The sequence below is a fragment of the Erwinia tasmaniensis Et1/99 genome, assembly GCF_000026185.1.
Classification (GTDB): Bacteria; Pseudomonadota; Gammaproteobacteria; order Enterobacterales; family Enterobacteriaceae; genus Erwinia; species Erwinia tasmaniensis.
In genome coordinates this window covers 3,446,527-3,463,093 of record NC_010694.1, presented here as the reverse complement: position 1 = coordinate 3,463,093, position 16,567 = coordinate 3,446,527, and the positions used below count along the sequence as shown (strand labels likewise).

The 16,567-nt window shown below is 53.3% G+C and carries 9 protein-coding genes; 5 read left to right on the top strand and 4 right to left on the bottom strand.

The window, feature by feature from the left end; all coding sequences use genetic code 11:
* Positions 1-1,276: 1,276 nt before the first annotated feature.
* On the bottom strand, positions 1,277-2,329 hold the full coding sequence (locus tag ETA_RS16635; protein WP_012442783.1) for an NAD(P)-dependent alcohol dehydrogenase: 1,053 nt from the start codon (positions 2,327-2,329) through the stop codon (positions 1,277-1,279).
* Positions 2,330-2,382: 53 nt separating this feature from the next.
* On the opposite strand from ETA_RS16635, the gene ETA_RS16630 reads away from it, so the two are divergent.
* Complete coding sequence (locus ETA_RS16630) at positions 2,383-2,571, top strand: hypothetical protein (protein WP_042959178.1); 189 nt, start codon at positions 2,383-2,385, stop codon at positions 2,569-2,571.
* 39 nt (positions 2,572-2,610) lie between these two features.
* On the opposite strand, the gene uvrA is transcribed toward ETA_RS16630, so the two are convergent.
* Entirely contained in the window at positions 2,611-5,439 is a 2,829-nt protein-coding gene (uvrA, locus tag ETA_RS16625; RefSeq protein WP_012442782.1) for an excinuclease ABC subunit UvrA, read from the bottom strand.
* 251 nt (positions 5,440-5,690) lie between these two features.
* Between uvrA and ETA_RS16620 the strand changes: the two genes are divergently transcribed.
* The 4 genes from ETA_RS16620 to ETA_RS16605 all read left to right on the top strand — a co-directional run bounded on the left by ETA_RS16620 (position 5,691) and on the right by ETA_RS16605 (position 13,697).
* Positions 5,691-6,239, top strand: a complete 549-nt coding sequence (locus ETA_RS16620; protein ID WP_012442781.1) for a single-stranded DNA-binding protein — start codon at positions 5,691-5,693, stop codon at positions 6,237-6,239.
* Positions 6,240-6,825: 586 nt separating this feature from the next.
* Positions 6,826-8,511, top strand: a complete 1,686-nt coding sequence (locus tag ETA_RS16615; protein WP_083772866.1) for a ShlB/FhaC/HecB family hemolysin secretion/activation protein — start codon at positions 6,826-6,828, stop codon at positions 8,509-8,511.
* A gap of 68 nt (positions 8,512-8,579) precedes the next feature.
* Positions 8,580-13,019: a two-partner secretion domain-containing protein gene (locus ETA_RS16610; protein WP_012442779.1), complete on the top strand. Its 4,440-nt coding sequence runs from the start codon at positions 8,580-8,582 to the stop codon at positions 13,017-13,019.
* Positions 13,020-13,253: 234 nt separating this feature from the next.
* Entirely contained in the window at positions 13,254-13,697 is a 444-nt protein-coding gene (locus tag ETA_RS16605) for a DUF3828 domain-containing protein (protein WP_012442778.1), read from the top strand.
* Positions 13,698-13,703: 6 nt separating this feature from the next.
* Here ETA_RS16605 and ETA_RS16600 read toward each other — a convergent pair whose 3' ends face one another.
* Both ETA_RS16600 and ETA_RS16595 read right to left on the bottom strand, forming a co-directional pair.
* Positions 13,704-14,636 carry a VirK/YbjX family protein gene (locus ETA_RS16600; protein WP_012442777.1) on the bottom strand — a complete coding sequence of 311 codons (933 nt, stop codon included), beginning with the start codon at positions 14,634-14,636 and terminating at the stop codon, positions 13,704-13,706.
* Positions 14,637-15,491: 855 nt separating this feature from the next.
* On the bottom strand, positions 15,492-15,884 hold the full coding sequence (locus ETA_RS16595; protein ID WP_042959177.1) for a transposase: 393 nt from the start codon (positions 15,882-15,884) through the stop codon (positions 15,492-15,494).
* Between the last annotated feature and the right edge of the window lie 683 nt (positions 15,885-16,567).

The following is a 16,567-nucleotide window of genomic DNA, read 5'->3' as shown; positions in this document are numbered from 1 at the left end:
TGACAACTACGCAGAAGGTGACTTAGCTTCCAGATAATATTATGGATATGAATAGATGCAGAGGGTATGTATAAGGAGTTACCCTCCACAAATAGCCAAGAAGGCATCAGGCATGTGATAGCCAACATTAACTCAGTAGTTTTATCAGGGCGATAGCATGAAGCTAATAATGACATTAGCGCATAAATAATGCAGAGGTGAAAAGAGAAATAGCCAGACGTTTTACACGTGAAGACAGGACCTGGCTTAAAACAGGTTTGATTTATTCTTGCATTATCCACTGCAAAAAGTGGGTCATCTTTTTCCCTAAAAAAAGCGTATCCGCTTATCATATGCTCCATCTCCTGGTAACGCTGTTATTATTATTTTATCCATATTATTCAAAGGCGACTCTATGAGTCAGTACGGCAAGAAGTATTCCCATGGTAGCAAAGATAAGTTCGCTATTAGCGTTGTCAGGTTCACCCTCATTCAATACATATCTAACGCGTCAGAAAATATCGTAGGCAGGTATCCATAATATTCACCGACGCAATTGTACATAAAATATAGAGTTGGTCAAAAACGATCAAAAGCCTAATATCAATAGGTTTCGACAATCATAATAATGTTTATTGATCGGAGTAAATATGCCTTTTTTTACCTGGTTTACAAAAAAACCTATTTTTTTCATGATGAAGTTAAAATATGCTGATATCTGTATCTCTATTAAAATACAACACCGCATTACGCGGAGAATATCTTGTGAAACAATTAATTACAATTAATGCGAGGAGGGAATTTAGAGGGATCGGTAAAAAACTGCGGTTTTCTGTTGATGGTTTAATTATATTTATTGAGTTCAAGAATTTTTTATCGCAGTTCATGCACGTTATCTTTTGTGGTCCGGGCAGGAAATGAAAAAAACGATGTGACGGAATATCATTCAGTCATCGTAAAGAATCCATTTATAAAAAAAATTCCATTACGGCTAAGGCTTCTGCTTTGTCGCCACGGCTCGTTATCTACGATCAAAGTCATGTTTACGCTGGCTATCCTGATATCACTATTACTTTGTCTATTATATCTGGATTTTTATCTATTTTTTTCGGGATGACATCGTGAGGATCGTAATGGCGATATTATACGTTAAAATTTGGCAAAATGCAGATCAGCCTTTTTACCATAATTAGGGTTAGGAAAAATTAATTCAGGGAAGCAAATACAGAGTGAAGAGGATATCAGTAAAGAGAAATGCTTTAGGTGCAGCGCAGTTTTCTGCGCTGCCGTGAGAGGATTACGCCCGCAGGGAATCGATATCGATCACGAAACGGTACTTCACGTCGCTTTTCAGCATACGTTCGTACGCATCGTTGACCTGGTCGATCTTTATCATCTCAATATCTGAGGTGATATTATGCTTCCCGCAGAAATCCAGCATCTCCTGGGTTTCTTTGATCCCGCCGATCAGTGAACCTGCTAAACTGCGGCGTTTGAAGACCAGGTTGAACACCTGTGGAGATGGATGGTCATGTTCAGGCACGCCAACCAGCGTCATGGTGCCATCGCGGCGCAGCAGGTTGATAAACGGGTTCAGGTCGTGCTGAGCGGCAACGGTATTCAAAATGAAGTCGAAGCTGTTGGTATGTTGCGCCATCTGGTCGGCATCTTTAGAGATCACCACTTCATCTGCCCCAAGGCGTTTACCGTCCTCGACTTTTGATGCTGATGTGGTGAACAGAACGACATGAGCGCCCATGGCATGTGCGATTTTCACGCCCATGTGTCCGAGACCACCCAGCCCCACGATGCCAACTTTTTTCCCCGGGCCAACACCCCAGTGGTGCAGCGGGGAAAAGGTTGTGATACCGGCACACAACAGCGGGGCAGCGCCAGCGGGATCGAGGTTTTCTGGAACGCGCAGTACAAAGTCTTCATGTACCACGACCTGGGTGGCATAGCCACCGAAGGTGACATCGCCGGTGGTGCGATCCTTGCCGTTATAGGTGCCGACAAAGCCTTCTTCACAATACTGTTCGAGGTCATCTTTACAGCTGTCGCAGGTACGACAGGAATCAACCATACAGCCTACACCCACAAGGTCACCGACCTTATACTTGTGACCATGGGCACCTACAGCCGTTACGCGGCCCACAATTTCATGGCCTGGTACCACCGGGAAGACGGTGTTGTGCCATTCGTCACGAGCCTGATGCAGGTCCGAGTGGCAGACGCCGCAATACAGTACTTCAATCTGTACGTCATGTTCGCGCAGTTCTCGGGGCTGGTAGTCAAAAGGAGCCAGCGGAGATTTTGCGTCCTGGGCAGCGTAAGCATGCGTAATATTCATTGGTGTCTCCAGTTGTTGATGACAGGGCACGGCGGCCTTGATTGCGGGAGCCGATGGAGAAAAGCATCCTTTTCCACAACGTGGCAAAGAATAAGCATAGTCAGGGAATGGCGATCGGGGTATGTGCAAAACTCGCTAAGTCTTGCCTGATCCTGCAAGAATTTGTGGTTTATGTAAGAAAAGCGCTGCAAATAGCGGAAGAAACTCTTTACGTAAAAAGGCCGGGCGTTGCCCGGCCATAAAGCTCTGCACCGTACGAGATGTGTCCCGTCGCGTTATGATTACTTTTCTAGCAGTGGTTTCAAGAAGCGTGCAGTGTGTGAACGCTCACACTGTGCAACAGTCTCCGGCGTGCCGGATACCAGGATCTCACCGCCGCCGCTGCCCCCCTCTGGGCCGAGGTCAACAATCCAGTCGGCGGTTTTGATCACGTCAAGATTGTGCTCAATAACCACGATGGTGTTGCCCTGGTCGCGCAGCTGATGCAGCACCGTCAGCAGCTGCTGTATATCGGCAAAGTGCAGCCCGGTAGTGGGCTCATCCAGGATGTACAGCGTCTGGCCAGTGCCGCGTTTTGACAGCTCACGGGCCAGCTTAACGCGCTGTGCTTCACCGCCGGACAGCGTGGTTGCCGACTGGCCAAGACGAATATAAGACAGGCCAACATCCATCAGCGTTTGCAGCTTACGCGCCAGCGCCGGTACGGCGTCGAAGAACTCACGCGCTTCTTCAATGGTCATCTCCAGCACTTCGTGAATGCTTTTACCCTTGTACTTCACTTCCAGCGTTTCGCGGTTGTAACGCTTGCCCCTACACTGATCGCAGGGAACATAAACATCCGGCAGGAAGTGCATTTCTACCTTGATAACGCCGTCACCCTGACAGGCCTCACAACGACCGCCGCGCACGTTGAAGCTGAAACGACCCGGCGTATAGCCACGGGTTCGGGACTCTGGCACGCCAGCAAACAGCTCACGCACCGGAGTGAAAATACCGGTATAGGTCGCCGGGTTAGAGCGTGGCGTACGGCCAATCGGGCTTTGATCGATATCGATGACCTTATCGAAATGCTCCATGCCGCTAATGGCGCGATAAGGTGCGGCTTCCGCAATGGTCGCGCCGTTTAACTGACGCTGGGCAATCGGGAACAGGGTGTCATTGATCAGCGTAGACTTACCGGAACCCGACACGCCGGTAATACAGGTAAACAGTCCGACCGGCAGCGTCAGGGTCACATCCTTCAGGTTGTTGCCACTGGCACCGCTAAGCTTCAGCACCTTCGCCGGGTCGCCTTTTACACGCTGCTCGGGGATGGCAATGCCGCGCTTGCCGCTCAGGAACTGCCCGGTCAGCGATCCTTCGACCGCCATAATGTCGTCAACCGTTCCTTCGGCAACAATCTGGCCACCATGCACCCCGGCACCGGGACCGATATCAATAACGTGGTCAGCGGCGCGGATCGCATCTTCATCGTGCTCTACCACGATCACGGTATTGCCGAGATTGCGCAGGTGGACAAGGGTTTCCAGCAGACGCTCGTTGTCGCGCTGATGCAGGCCAATGGAAGGCTCATCCAGCACGTACATCACGCCGACCAGACCTGCACCGATCTGACTGGCCAGACGAATGCGCTGCGCTTCACCGCCGGATAGTGTCTCCGCAGAGCGTGACATAGAGAGATAGTTAAGGCCCACGTTAACCAGGAATTTCAGCCGATCGCCGATCTCTTTCAGCACTTTTTCGGCGATTTTAGCGCGCTGACCGCTCAGCTTCATATTCTGGAAGAACGCCATCGCGTGGCCGATGCTCATGTCAGAGATGGTCGGCAGCGTGGTGTTCTCAACAAAAACATGACGTGCTTCACGGCGCAGGCGCGTGCCGTGACAGCTGGTACAGGAGCGGTTGCTGATGTATTTCGCCAGCTCTTCGCGCACCGCAGAGGATTCGGTCTCTTTGTAGCGGCGCTCCATATTGTGCAGTACACCTTCAAACGGATGACGGCGAACTGAAGTATCGCCACGATCGTTAACGTATTTGAATTCGATATTCTCTTTGCCCGATCCGAACAGAATCACCTTGCGCGTGCGGTCGTCAAGGCTGTTAAACGGTGCTTCGATATCGAATTCCAGGTGTTCGGCCAGCGAGCGTAGCATCTGGAAATAGTAGAAATTACGGCGATCCCAGCCGCGAATAGCGCCGCCAGACAGCGATAACTCAGGATTCTGCACCACGCGGTCGGGATCGAAATATTGCTGTACGCCCAGCCCGTCACAGGTTGGGCAGGCACCCGCCGGATTGTTAAAGGAGAACAGGCGCGGTTCCAGCTCGTTCATACTGTAACCACAGATCGGGCAGGCGAAGTTGGCCGAAAACAGCAGCTCTTCGATGCTGGCGTCGTCCATATCAGCAACCACGGCGCTGCCGCCGGAGAGTTCCAGCGCGGTTTCAAAGGATTCCGCCAGGCGCTGGGTCAGGTCGTCACGTACCTTGAAGCGATCCACCACCACTTCGATGGTATGTTTTTTCTGTAGCTCCAGCTTTGGCGGATCTGACAGATCGCACACCTCACCGTCGATCCGGGCGCGGATATAGCCCTGGCTGGCGAGATTTTCCAGCGTTTTGCTGTGCTCGCCTTTGCGGTCTTTTACGATAGGGGCCAGCAGCATCAGGCGGCGTCCTTCCGGCAGAGACAGGACGTTATCGACCATCTGGCTGACGGTTTGCGCCGCCAGCGTGACGTCGTGATCCGGACAGCGCGGTTCGCCAACGCGGGCAAACAGCAGGCGCAGATAATCGTGAATTTCGGTGATGGTTCCGACGGTGGAACGCGGGTTGTGTGAGGTGGATTTCTGCTCGATCGAAATCGCCGGTGACAGCCCTTCGATATGATCGACATCCGGCTTTTCCATCAGCGACAGGAACTGACGCGCATAGGCAGAAAGCGATTCCACGTAGCGGCGTTGTCCTTCGGCGTACAGCGTGTCAAACGCCAGCGAAGACTTGCCGGAACCCGACAGCCCGGTAACCACGATCAGCTTATCGCGCGGAATGGTCAGGTTAATGTTTTTCAAATTGTGGGTGCGGGCACCCCGTACTTCGATGTTATCCATTCACAATCCCCGGATTAGCACAAACCTCACCATGCCTGGCTGGCACGGCCAGAAAGAAACGAATTAGTATGGCACAAAAAAACCTGAATGGATAACCAGTGTTTTGATGAAGAATGCCATCTGCGTCGCCGTGGTGACGTAACGATAGGAAGCAATTTTCGAGGCATCTCCAAAATGTAGGATATCAGGGTATGCCATGTTAGAATTTTGCGCGTAGACTTAAGACAGAACACTTAACCGGAGACAGTAACATGGCCAGCAGAGGCGTTAACAAAGTAATTTTAGTCGGAAATCTGGGTCAGGATCCGGAAGTCCGCTACATGCCGAATGGCGGCGCCGTTGCCAACATCACTCTGGCCACATCCGAAAGCTGGCGTGACAAGCAGACCGGCGAAACCAAAGAGAAAACCGAGTGGCACCGCGTCGTCCTGTTCGGCAAACTGGCCGAGGTGGCTGGTGAGTATCTGCGTAAAGGCTCTCAGGTTTATATCGAAGGCGCTTTGCAGACGCGTAAATGGACAGACCAGGCCGGTGTAGAGAAATACACCACCGAAGTTGTGGTCAACGTGGGCGGCACTATGCAGATGCTGGGCGGACGTTCACAGGGCGGCGGCGCATCGGCCGGTGGTCAGAACGGCGGCAGCAATAACGGCTGGGGTCAGCCACAGCAGCCGCAGGGCGGCAATCAGTTTAGCGGCGGCGCGCAGCAGCAGGCACGTCCGCAGCAGCAGCCACAGCAGAACAACGCACCGGCTAATAATGAACCGCCGATCGACTTTGACGACGATATTCCGTTCTAAAAATACTCTGGTAGCTATTTTTAATCGTTTTATTAAAAGCCTCCGATTTGTCGGAGGCTTTTTTTTATTAAATAAAGTGCGGGTAATTTTAAGACTTAATTCTCATAAATGCCGTGATAAGTCTCATTATGAGTAGAGAGGATAATACCCAGCTCTGGCAGCGGTATTTTTCAACGGTGGAGATAAGCATCATTTTCTGGCGTGCGTCTTAGCCTATTCCGATTAATACAGTCAGGCGAGAAAAATCCCCTCTTATCATATTGTCCAATCCCAATAAAACCCTGTGCTGCTGCTCTTGTTGAAGTACAGGGCAGCATCGAATGATGCCCTTTTTCTGGCCGTTTTATAAAAATTATCCGGGTGCTTGCCTGTCTGTCCTGACCGGTAATAGCCGGAAAAAATTAATGGTCTTTCCTTCTTTGGTGATTTTTCAATTCCTTTACTAAGAATACAAAATAACTATTGTTATCTTGCTTTTTAATTTATCGGATGGATAATTATTGAAAATTACATTAAGTTTCGCTTGTGAAAACGGATTTTCAAATTGATAGCTGAACCACTACATCTATTACGGCGGACGATCGTTATTCCCGTCGTTAACGGCATTTTATTCATATTTTCTCCCCTGACCGTCGCCGCGATGATATCCGATAGTGATATTTTGCAGGATGCCGTCCTCGACACGCAGAAACCGCACCGTCAACAGACGCGCGAGCGTGCCTTGCTACAGCGAAATCTCCCGGAAAGTGATGCGCGACCGGCACGCCCTGAAATTGCATCGCCCGATTATCCTGTTCCAGAGCCTTCTTGCGTTACCATCACTACCCTGCGCCTGGAGGGGGATTCTGCCGCTCGTTTCCGGTGGGCGTTGGAGGCTGCCGAAGAGGAGAAAGGTCTTTGCCTGAACGGCGAACATATCTTGCAGATTATCAATAAGGTACAAAATGCCGTTCTCGCCAGAGGCTATGTTACCACCAGAGTGACCGCGCAGGAGCAGGACCTGACTGAAGGGATACTGACGTTGACCCTTCAGCCCGGTCGCATTGGCGATATCCAGTTTGAGGATGCCGTCTCCTGGCGTGCGCGGCTGTGGAATGCGATCCCGCTCTCGCCGGGTGAAATACTCAACCTGCGGGCGATTGAACAAGCTCTGGAGAATTTCAACCGCGTACCCAGCGCCACTGCCGATATTAAAATTGTGCCAGGCCAGCAGGAGGCGACCAGCGATCTGTACCTGAGCTGGAAAGAGGGCCGCCCGGTGCGGCTTAGCCTGGGGCTGGATGACAGCGGTTCAAAGAGCACCGGCCGTTATCTCGGCTCCACCACGCTGGCGGTTGATGCGCCCTTTGCGCAAAACGATCTTTTTTATGCCAACATCGGAAAGGATCTGTTGCAGCACAGCCCGTTCGGTAATCGTTCTCATACCCTGAACTACTTTTTCCCCGTTGGCTACTGGGGCTTTTCCGCCAACTACAACCACTACACCTATCACCAGAATATCGTCAACGCCGCCGAGGTGCTGACCTACCGGGGCAGGAGTGACAATGTGCAGCTCACTTTGTCACGTCTGCTGTTTCGTAATCAGCAGCACAAAACCACGTTCACTATGCGCGTATGGCGGCGTTATTCCACGAACGCAGTCAATGATATGGATATTGCCCAGCAGCGGCGGCGTACCGCGGGCTGGGAGCTGGGCCTGAGCCAGCGCAGCTACCTCGGTTCTGCTTCGCTGGAGGCCCGCTTCAACTGGCGTCGGGGCACTGCCGCCTTAGGCGCTCTCCGTGCGCCTGAAGAGGAGGTGCACAGCGGTAGCGCCCGTACCGGCATTGCGCTGGGCGATATTAGTCTGAATCAGCCCTTTGCCCTGAACCAGCAGCCCTGGCGTTATTTCACCAGCCTGCGCGGGCAGTGGAGCCTTTATGCACTGACGCCACAGGATCGCATGGCGATCGCCGGACGTTACACGGTACGTGGTTTTGACGGTGAGCAGATGCTGTCGGGTGAAATGGGAATACTCTGGCGTAACGAGCTGGCATGGGATGTGTTGGCTCGCGGGCACGAGATTTACGCCGCTGTCGATTACGGTCGCGTTGAGGGGGTGGGCACCCGCTATCTGGCCGGACATCAGCTGTTGGGCAGTGCGCTAGGCGTGCGCGGTGCGCTGTGGGGCCGCCTCCGCTACGAGCTGTTTGCCGGCACGCCATTGGCCAAGCCGCGGTCATTTCACACCTCATCTGCTGCCCTGGGCTTCAGCGTCAATATGGAAATGTAATGCTGGCGGCTTGTTCAAAGCCCGGCGCTTAACGCTGAAATAACAGCGAATTTTCAAGGATGAACATCATGAGTCAACCCCGTTATCGCCTTATCTTCAGCCGCGTTCGCGAAGAGCGGCGGGCTTCTGGCTGCATTTATCAAGAAAAACGGTACGCACTGCGCCCGTTGATGACGATCCGCAGTCTGCTAAGGCTGCTGGCGCTGTTTACCGGCCCGGCGGTGGCCGAGGGCATTGTGGCGGACGGCGCGGCGGCATCCGGCCAGCGCCCACAGGTTATCGCCACGCGTAATGGGGTGCCGCAGGTTAATATCACCGCCCCCAATCGGGCTGGCGTATCGCATAACCAGTACCGGCAGTTCGACGTCGGCCAGCAAGGGATTGTTCTTAATAACTCGGCGGTAACGGCTTCAACCAGGCTGGGCGGCATGGTGCAGGGCAATCCCAATCTCACTTCTACTGGGGCAAAAGTTATCCTCAATGAGGTTAACAACAATAATCCGAGCCAGCTGCGTGGTTTGATGGAGGTTGCAGGGAGCCGTGCGCAGGTGATTGTCGCCAATCCGGCGGGAATGGTGTGTAACGGCTGCGGCACCATTAATGCCGGGCGCATGACGCTGACAACCGGCAAGCCGCAGCTGAACGCCGACGGTGGTCTGGCGGGACATGCGGTTGAACGCGGCGTGGTGCGTATTGAGGGCGATGGGCTGAACGGCGATGCGCGGCATGACACCGAATATGTCGAGGTGCTGGCGCGAGCGGTGGAGGTCAACGCCGGGATCTGGGCCAAAAAAGAGCTTACCCTGGTGGCGGGCCGCAATCACATCAGTGCAGACGGGAAGCGGATTATCGTCCAGGAGACCGACGGCAAACCGCCGGATCTGGCGATAGATATGGGGCATATGGGCGGCATGTACAGCGGTCATATCCGTATGATTGGCACTGAAACCGGGGTGGGGGTACGCAACCAGGGAGGGCGTGTGCAGGCGGGCAAAACGCTAACCGTGGGCAGCGAAGGGAAACTCGTCTGGCAATCAGCAGTTAAGGACGGGGTGACCCAGGCAGGCGGTGACGTCAGCCTTGCCGCCAGAGACAATATTGAGTATCGCGGCAGGCTGCACGGCGGCGGCCGGCTTGCTGTCGAAAGCCGCACCGGTGAGCTGAAACAGTCCGGTACGCTGTCGGCGGCAGGCGAAGTGCGGCTGAAGGGCGAGCGCGCGATCCACAGTCACGGACACGTGCTGTCCGGCAGCAATGCTAAAGGGCAGCTGATACATGCGGCAAATTTGAGCCTGACCAGCGGGGGAACTGTCCGTGCTGGCGGCAACCTGTTGAGCCGCAAGGATGTGGATTTGGTCGGCAGACGGGTCGATATCAGTCAAAGCCAGCTGGTGGCCGACCGTGCCACGATTAGCGCGCGGTCGGGCGGCGTGGTGCTGCGCCAGGCGACGGTGAACAGCCGGGAATTCAGCATTAACACGACCGGTGATGTCGATGCGCAGCGCGCGCAGATCGCCGCCGGGCAGTGGAATATCAGTGCTACCAGTCTATTTAACCAGCAGGCCATCTGGTTTCATAACGGTGATGGAAAGAGCCGTTTCACCCTGAACGGCGCGTTAGATAATCGTAGCGCGGCGATCGGCAGCAACGGCGACATGGTGCTAGACGTTGGCAGTCTGAATAACCGGAATGGCAGCATTAGCGGTCGGTCAGCGCTGGATCTCACCGTTGGCGGCGATATTCATAACGCTCGCGGAGCGCTGCTGTCGGGAGATCGGTTGACAATAAACGCCGTGGGCGCCGTTGATAACGGCTCTGGCGTCATCAACGGCGGGCAGCTGCAAATCGTTACCCGGCGGCTCAATAATACGCAGGGAGAGCTGACGGGGCAGGGCGACCTGAACCTCTCCGCCCGTCAGAGGCTGGATAATACGCAAGGGCTGCTGGCTGCCGGTGAGGCCATGAGTATTCGCACCGAGGGCCAAGTCAATAATCGTGGCGGCACGATACAGGGAGGAAGGGTAGCGACGATAATCGCGCGGGCCGTAGATAATGAAGAAGGCAGGCTGCTGTCCGGCGAGCGGCTGATGCTGCAAGCCTCCGGGCCGGCAGATAATCATAGCGGCGCAATCAGTGGCGAAAGGCTGGAGCTAACCGCAAAGCGGCTGGATAATATGCTGGGCAAAATCATTGCGCTGCGAGGGCTGAATCTGTCATTGAAACAGGCGCTGGATAACACGAAGGGGCTGCTTGAGGCGGGTGAGGCGCTAGTGGTACGTACCGATGGTGACTGGGATAACCGTGGCGGAGCCGCGCAGGGCGGCAGGTGGGTCAATGCGGTTATCCGTCGCTTCAACAATGCCGGTGGCAGGCTGCAATCTGGTGGCGAACTTACCCTGAACAGTATGGGTGATGTCAGTAACCAGGGCGGGCGGATTGGCGCATTGCAGGATCTGAACTGGCAGGGCAGCACGGCCAGCAGGCTGGATAATGATGGCGGCTCGCTGCAAAGCGCAGGCGATCTCTCCTTACAGGGCGGGGGGATAAGCAACCGCCAGAGCGGCGTGGTGTTAAGCCAGCAGGCGCTTTCGCTGCGGTTGGCCGGCGACTGGGATAATCGGGGGGGAACGCTGAGCGGGAATGGACGTACCCGCGTGCGGGCCGCGGATCTGCATAACGCACAGGGCATCGTTAACGCGCTCGACAGCCTGGATATGGACTTCACCGGGAAGCTGGATAACGGCGGCGGCCGCATCTTCAGCAAACGCTCACAGAGCCTGCATGCGCAGCATATTTTTAATCCACGGGGACGCATTGGCAGTCAGGGGAGCTGGACCGCCGTCAGTGACGATTTCAACAATCGCGAGGGCCGCATCCAGAGCCAGCGCGATGCGGCGATCGCTGCAACCGTACTGGATAACGCCAACGGCGTCGTGCAGTCTGCTGGCGCTCTGCATCTTCGCATCATGTCAGACGCCGATAATCGCGGCGGAAAACTGAGCGCCACGGGACCGCTGAACCTGCAAGGCGCAACCGGGGAGAGCTTCAGCGGCAATCTCAATAACCGGGGTGGTCAGCTACTGTCCGGCGACAGGCTCACCGTGGCGGCCCAAGGGGCGGATAACCAGCAGGGCGGCCTGTTGTATAGCCAGAAGGCGATGCGGCTGGATTTTAAGCAGGAGCTGGACAATCGCCACGGCAGAGTGCAAAGCGGGGAAGGATTACAGCTTGACGCGCGGTCGTTGCACAACACCGCTGGTGTCCTGGACGGTCGACAGCAACTCAAGCTGAGCATTATTGAGTTGCTGAATAACGACGGTGGCGCGGTACGCAGCAACGGCGATCAGCAGATTGCCGCAGGGCAGGTGGCTAATCGTTTGGGCGTCTTCAGCAGCCACCGCGGGCTGAGCCTGGCGGCGGCACGGCTCGACAACGCTTTCGGCACGCTGAACAGCCAGGGTAGCGGTATTTATCGCGCCGGATGGCTAAATAATCATCAGGGTAAGGTACACAGCGGCGATACGCTGACGTTCGATGCGCCCTGGCTGAATAACCGGGCAGGCCAGCTGGTTTCTACCAGGATGCTCGCGCTCAACGCGGCACGGTTCGATAACCGCGGGCAGGGAACCCTCAGTAGTCAGGCCGGATTCGATATTCAGGCCGATCGGCTCGACAATGGTGACGGTGGCATCCTGTTTGGCACCACGCAGGGAGTCGTGACCGCGCGCGAAGTCGACAATAGCGCAGGCCGCCTGCAAAGCGCAGGTTCCCTGGCCCTCTCAGGGCTGACCACTCTCGATAACCGGCGGGGGCGCATTCTGGCCAACGATAATTTACGCATTAATACTGACACTTTGCGCGCCGTCCCAGCGCTGGTGGTGCTGAATCAGGCGGGGCTGGTGCAGAGTGGCGAAACGTTGAGCCTGAACACCCGCACGTTGGATAGCTCTGGCGGCACGTTGCACGGCCAGCACGCGTTGGATCTCGTCGTGCAGCAGGACACTCTGCACCGCGGCAGTGATAGGACGCTGGAAGCCCGCCGTCTGAAGAGACTGCCTGACGAATGGGATAGTGCCCATGACGTTGAAAAAAATAAAGATAAGTGGCAGCGCTACGACAACTATCTGCTTTCATGGGGATCGGTGGCCCGTGCCGGGATCAGTCACGGGGAGCCGACCACTCGCCAACTGACCTTGCGCGATAACGCCGCTGCGCAAAACGATCGCGATAGCACCCTGCTGGCGATCGATACCCGCGGCAGGCGTGTTCAGGTGCGGGTAAAGGATAGCAGCGGGGAGCTAAGGGATCTGTGGATCCATTATCTGGCGCTGAAGCCCGGTAAAAATGGGGATTACGCCATGACGTTCTATGAAACGCGCGGCTGGAAACAGAACGTCCCTACGCCGTATTACTCTACTTTCGGAGCGGAAACCATCGGCGTCACGCACGGTATTCAGGAAACGCGCAAGAGAGGAAAAGCGACCGGCCGCGGGCCTGAAGATGAGTAGGATTAAATCCTGTTGATTTCAGGGAGAGGCGGCGCTTTACGCGGGATGCAGGAGCGTGGCGGTGGATGCGGCCTGAACGGGTTATCGGCGCACATTACGGTAAACGGTTACGAAAAAAAGTCACAAAGTGAAGGGTGAGGGTAGATTAGCCGGCTAAATTCAATACAATCACAGGCGCACAGGAAAGCACGATTGATAAAGGAATGAAGACGTGAGTTATCCGGAGTGGTTTGCATGAAAAAGTGGTTGCTGATGCTGGTGACAGCGATCGTTGCCTTTGGGGCGACGGCGGCTGAGCATAATAACGATCCCCAGAGCACCAGCCTGGCCTTTTACAACTGGTATCTGACGGCGCTAAGTAAAGAAGAAAGTCCGATCGATGAACACGATCCGCTGTTAAATGAGTATGTCACGCAGCGGTTGCTGCAAAAAATTAACCTGCTGATTAAAAGCCCGGACGGCATGGACGACGACTACTTCCTGCAGGATCAGGACTACAGTGACGGATGGGTCAATAACGTCAGCGTCAGCCGTTTTACCTATAACGGTAAGCGGGCGGCAGGCGATGTCACGCTCGGTCGTGATCCCAGCGACAGGCAGCATCTGCTGGTTACGCTGGTTCACGAGCGCGATGGCTGGAAAATCGATGAAGTCCAGCCAGAATCCTCTGAGCGATAGCGGCCTTTAAACTAAACGCGTGAACTGCTGGCGCAAAACCTCCAGCAGTTCATAGCGGCGGCGATATTCTGCACGTTTTTTACTGGGGATCTCTTCGATTGTCTTCTGAGGGAACTCCAGCGGCAGTTGCCAAAGCTGGCGTGACACCTTTTCAGCGCTCAGCGACTGCCAGAATTCATCATAGCTGGCGAGAAATACGGCGCGCTTTTTGTAGCGGTAGCGGAGGCTGTAATAAGTGTGTCCGCAATTACTGACTGCCTGAATAGCCCCGATCCCCGACGCACGCGCCAGCAGTGAGATAACCTCCAGCAGCACTCGCTTAGGAAACAGCCCGTAGCAGGAACGGGTTGCCGTGCGGATCGTCTCGTGAGGCGTTTCGCTGTGTGCCCCCTGTATTCCACCGATAAGCAGCACCCGACGTCCGTCGCGCTCAAGAACCGAAAACGTCACGATTGCCAGCAGCGTGCCATCGCAACTGAGGGACATATTGACCTCACCTTCGCGTTCACATCGACCGTTACAGGCAAGAGTCACCTTGAAATGCTTATCGTCCTTAGCGCAAAAACTGACCAGCTCAGTTTGCTGCGGCGTCAGCATAGCCTTGCGTAGTGCGTTGCAGGAAAGCTGCTGCAAAAATGCGTAATGCTGTTGTAAAGCCTGCGCACGCTGGCGAGAGGATAACCCCAGATAAAGATAAGGCCGGTGTATTTTACCGGGCAGCGTGGCCTGAATATTCAGCGCATGACGCATTTCAGGCAGTACGGCCAGCTGATGAAGATGGCTTATGCTGGCACGAGGGAACGCCAGCGAGCGCAGCAAAAATTTGGCCCGATAAGTGGGGGAGCGCCATAGAGTGTCGGGAGTTATTCTTCCGGTAACCAGAGCTAAAAACAGCGTAAATCCGTTTTCGCCACAAGGGCTAATCAGTGTTTCTGACATGATATTTATTAAATTATTAAACTTTATAGAGGGGGAGGACTTTATTAGAACAGGGTCTTAATAAATGGTACCGCAATGTCCTTTAATCACCGCCCACCGCATGGGGTTCGTTGGCTTTTTGTTTAGTTTTGATATTTCGTGCTAGTTCTGGTGCCTGGAAATCGTTCGTTGTGCGTTGACCGTGTACTCAACCCTCGCGATCTTGTGGCGCGCAGCCTCTGCCTATGTCACCGGGCGCTATTTCCTCCCTGTTCTTTTCATCCACATGAGCTGATTTCTCATGCCACGTTGAAGGGGGGAAGATCTCTGCTTGTGCCCAACTCCCTGCGCAAATGCCATCTGTAAATCAAATTTGCGATGTAAATAGCGTCTTAAGAGATGGATACCGGTATCATCACCCCCGGCAATCAATAAGTGACATGACCATCAACATGCGCTCATGACAGGATTATCGACCTGAATAATAAGGATAGTTAATACGTATTTGGGCGCGATGGGGCTTATTGGTCACCAGGATCTTTGTGGCGTGCGGTATCAGCGGCGCATGGATTAACGGTCGAGGGGTGGCTTAATAACCATCTAGAAAAAATCCTCATGAGTGGGTGAAAACGCTCGCATTGTCATCGAACGATGGGTTGAGGCGAGGCAGCTGGCTGCACGTTTATCCCAATCAAAAAGATAAACGCGCACTGAAGCTGTTGATTTCTAGGAGGTGCAGTCAGGTCACGGAGACGGGTGATAAACCGTTCATTGGAAATTTTCCGCTACGAAGGGCGATCGTCAATGTTTAATCAGCCATAAGAATATTTTTATTTGATCCCTTTACATACCCACTTGTTGACATTGATACCACAATCAGTTTTCACCATTGTTAGGATAGTGATAAACACTGCGGCTGATATCCAGCAGGCGACAGCTGCGGCGCGTACCAATCTGATAGATATTCTGGAGAAAATTAACGGCCTGCCGTTTATCTTTAGTGGTGAAAAAGTGCCTAAGCACGCTTTGTAGCATCTCTTTGTCAGAGGAGAGAACACGTAGCTCACGTTCAATACTGTGCAGCTTCTCCTCCAGGTCCTTCATTTTTCGTCCATTTTCTGAAGAAAGTCCCGCATACTTTTTTTTCCAGCTATACAAAGTCGCCGCAGAAATTCCTAATGTGTCACAAATTTCTTTTACACTGCCGCCATTTTCCGAAGCTTTAATGGCGTTGGTGATTTGCTCTTCGGTATATCGTGACTTTCTCATAAATGTTATTACCTTTCTTAACAATGCGTGGGTAAGAATGACTATATTATTAAGTGGATCTGTTTTTTAAGATATTATCCAGACCTGAATAATCAGCTGATTAGGTCGTTACGCCTTACGTTAGGGGATTATGAGTAAAATAACATTATGGGATTCATCCTAAATTTTAAGAAATAGTTTTTAGGGGTTTTGATATTGTTGTCTTTTGCTATAACTTTCTCTCATATCCGCTCCTAAAGGAGGAATGATTAGGATAACTCCGGCAGGGGAGCTAAAAAAATGAGCTAATTTCAATGTTTGACTTACGGCTTATGTGAAAACTCTAAGTGACTATCATCACACGGGATTACCGCTGTTGATGAACATGAAATAATTATCGGTTCAAAAACAGTCTTCTTGGCGCTAAGTGGACGTTCCGTAAAATTTGTCTATCGGAATAAGAAAAGCTTTATTTAATCACTGTTCGTAAGAGCATCAGCCCCGTTAGTGATTACGTTGTTGGACCGGGAAGTTACGATGAGGCTTTAAAAAAAGACAATCTTCTTCAATAAAATACGGCACGATGCTGCATGGCGCGTGGGCGATAAGCAATTAAGTAGAACCCGATGCCGGCGCGATATTTCTAATCGATTTTTGGGTAGGCTTGTCGGCCCTGATATATTTAGGTTAGTCTCTGTTAGCGT

Excerpts from the sequence above, each read along its gene's own strand:
- ETA_RS16620 (WP_012442781.1), top strand. The coding sequence starts at position 5,691 with ATGGCCAGCAGAGGCGTTAACAAAGTAATTTTAGTCGGAAATCTGGGT.
- ETA_RS16610 (WP_012442779.1), top strand. The coding sequence starts at position 8,580 with ATGAGTCAACCCCGTTATCGCCTTATCTTCAGCCGCGTTCGCGAAGAG.
- uvrA (WP_012442782.1), bottom strand. The coding sequence starts at position 5,439 with ATGGATAACATCGAAGTACGGGGTGCCCGCACCCACAATTTGAAAAAC.
- ETA_RS16630 (WP_042959178.1), top strand. The coding sequence starts at position 2,383 with ATGGAGAAAAGCATCCTTTTCCACAACGTGGCAAAGAATAAGCATAGT.
- ETA_RS16600 (WP_012442777.1), bottom strand. The coding sequence starts at position 14,636 with ATGTCAGAAACACTGATTAGCCCTTGTGGCGAAAACGGATTTACGCTG.
- ETA_RS16605 (WP_012442778.1), top strand. The coding sequence starts at position 13,254 with ATGAAAAAGTGGTTGCTGATGCTGGTGACAGCGATCGTTGCCTTTGGG.
- ETA_RS16635 (WP_012442783.1), bottom strand. The coding sequence starts at position 2,329 with ATGAATATTACGCATGCTTACGCTGCCCAGGACGCAAAATCTCCGCTG.
- ETA_RS16595 (WP_042959177.1), bottom strand. The coding sequence starts at position 15,884 with ATGAGAAAGTCACGATATACCGAAGAGCAAATCACCAACGCCATTAAA.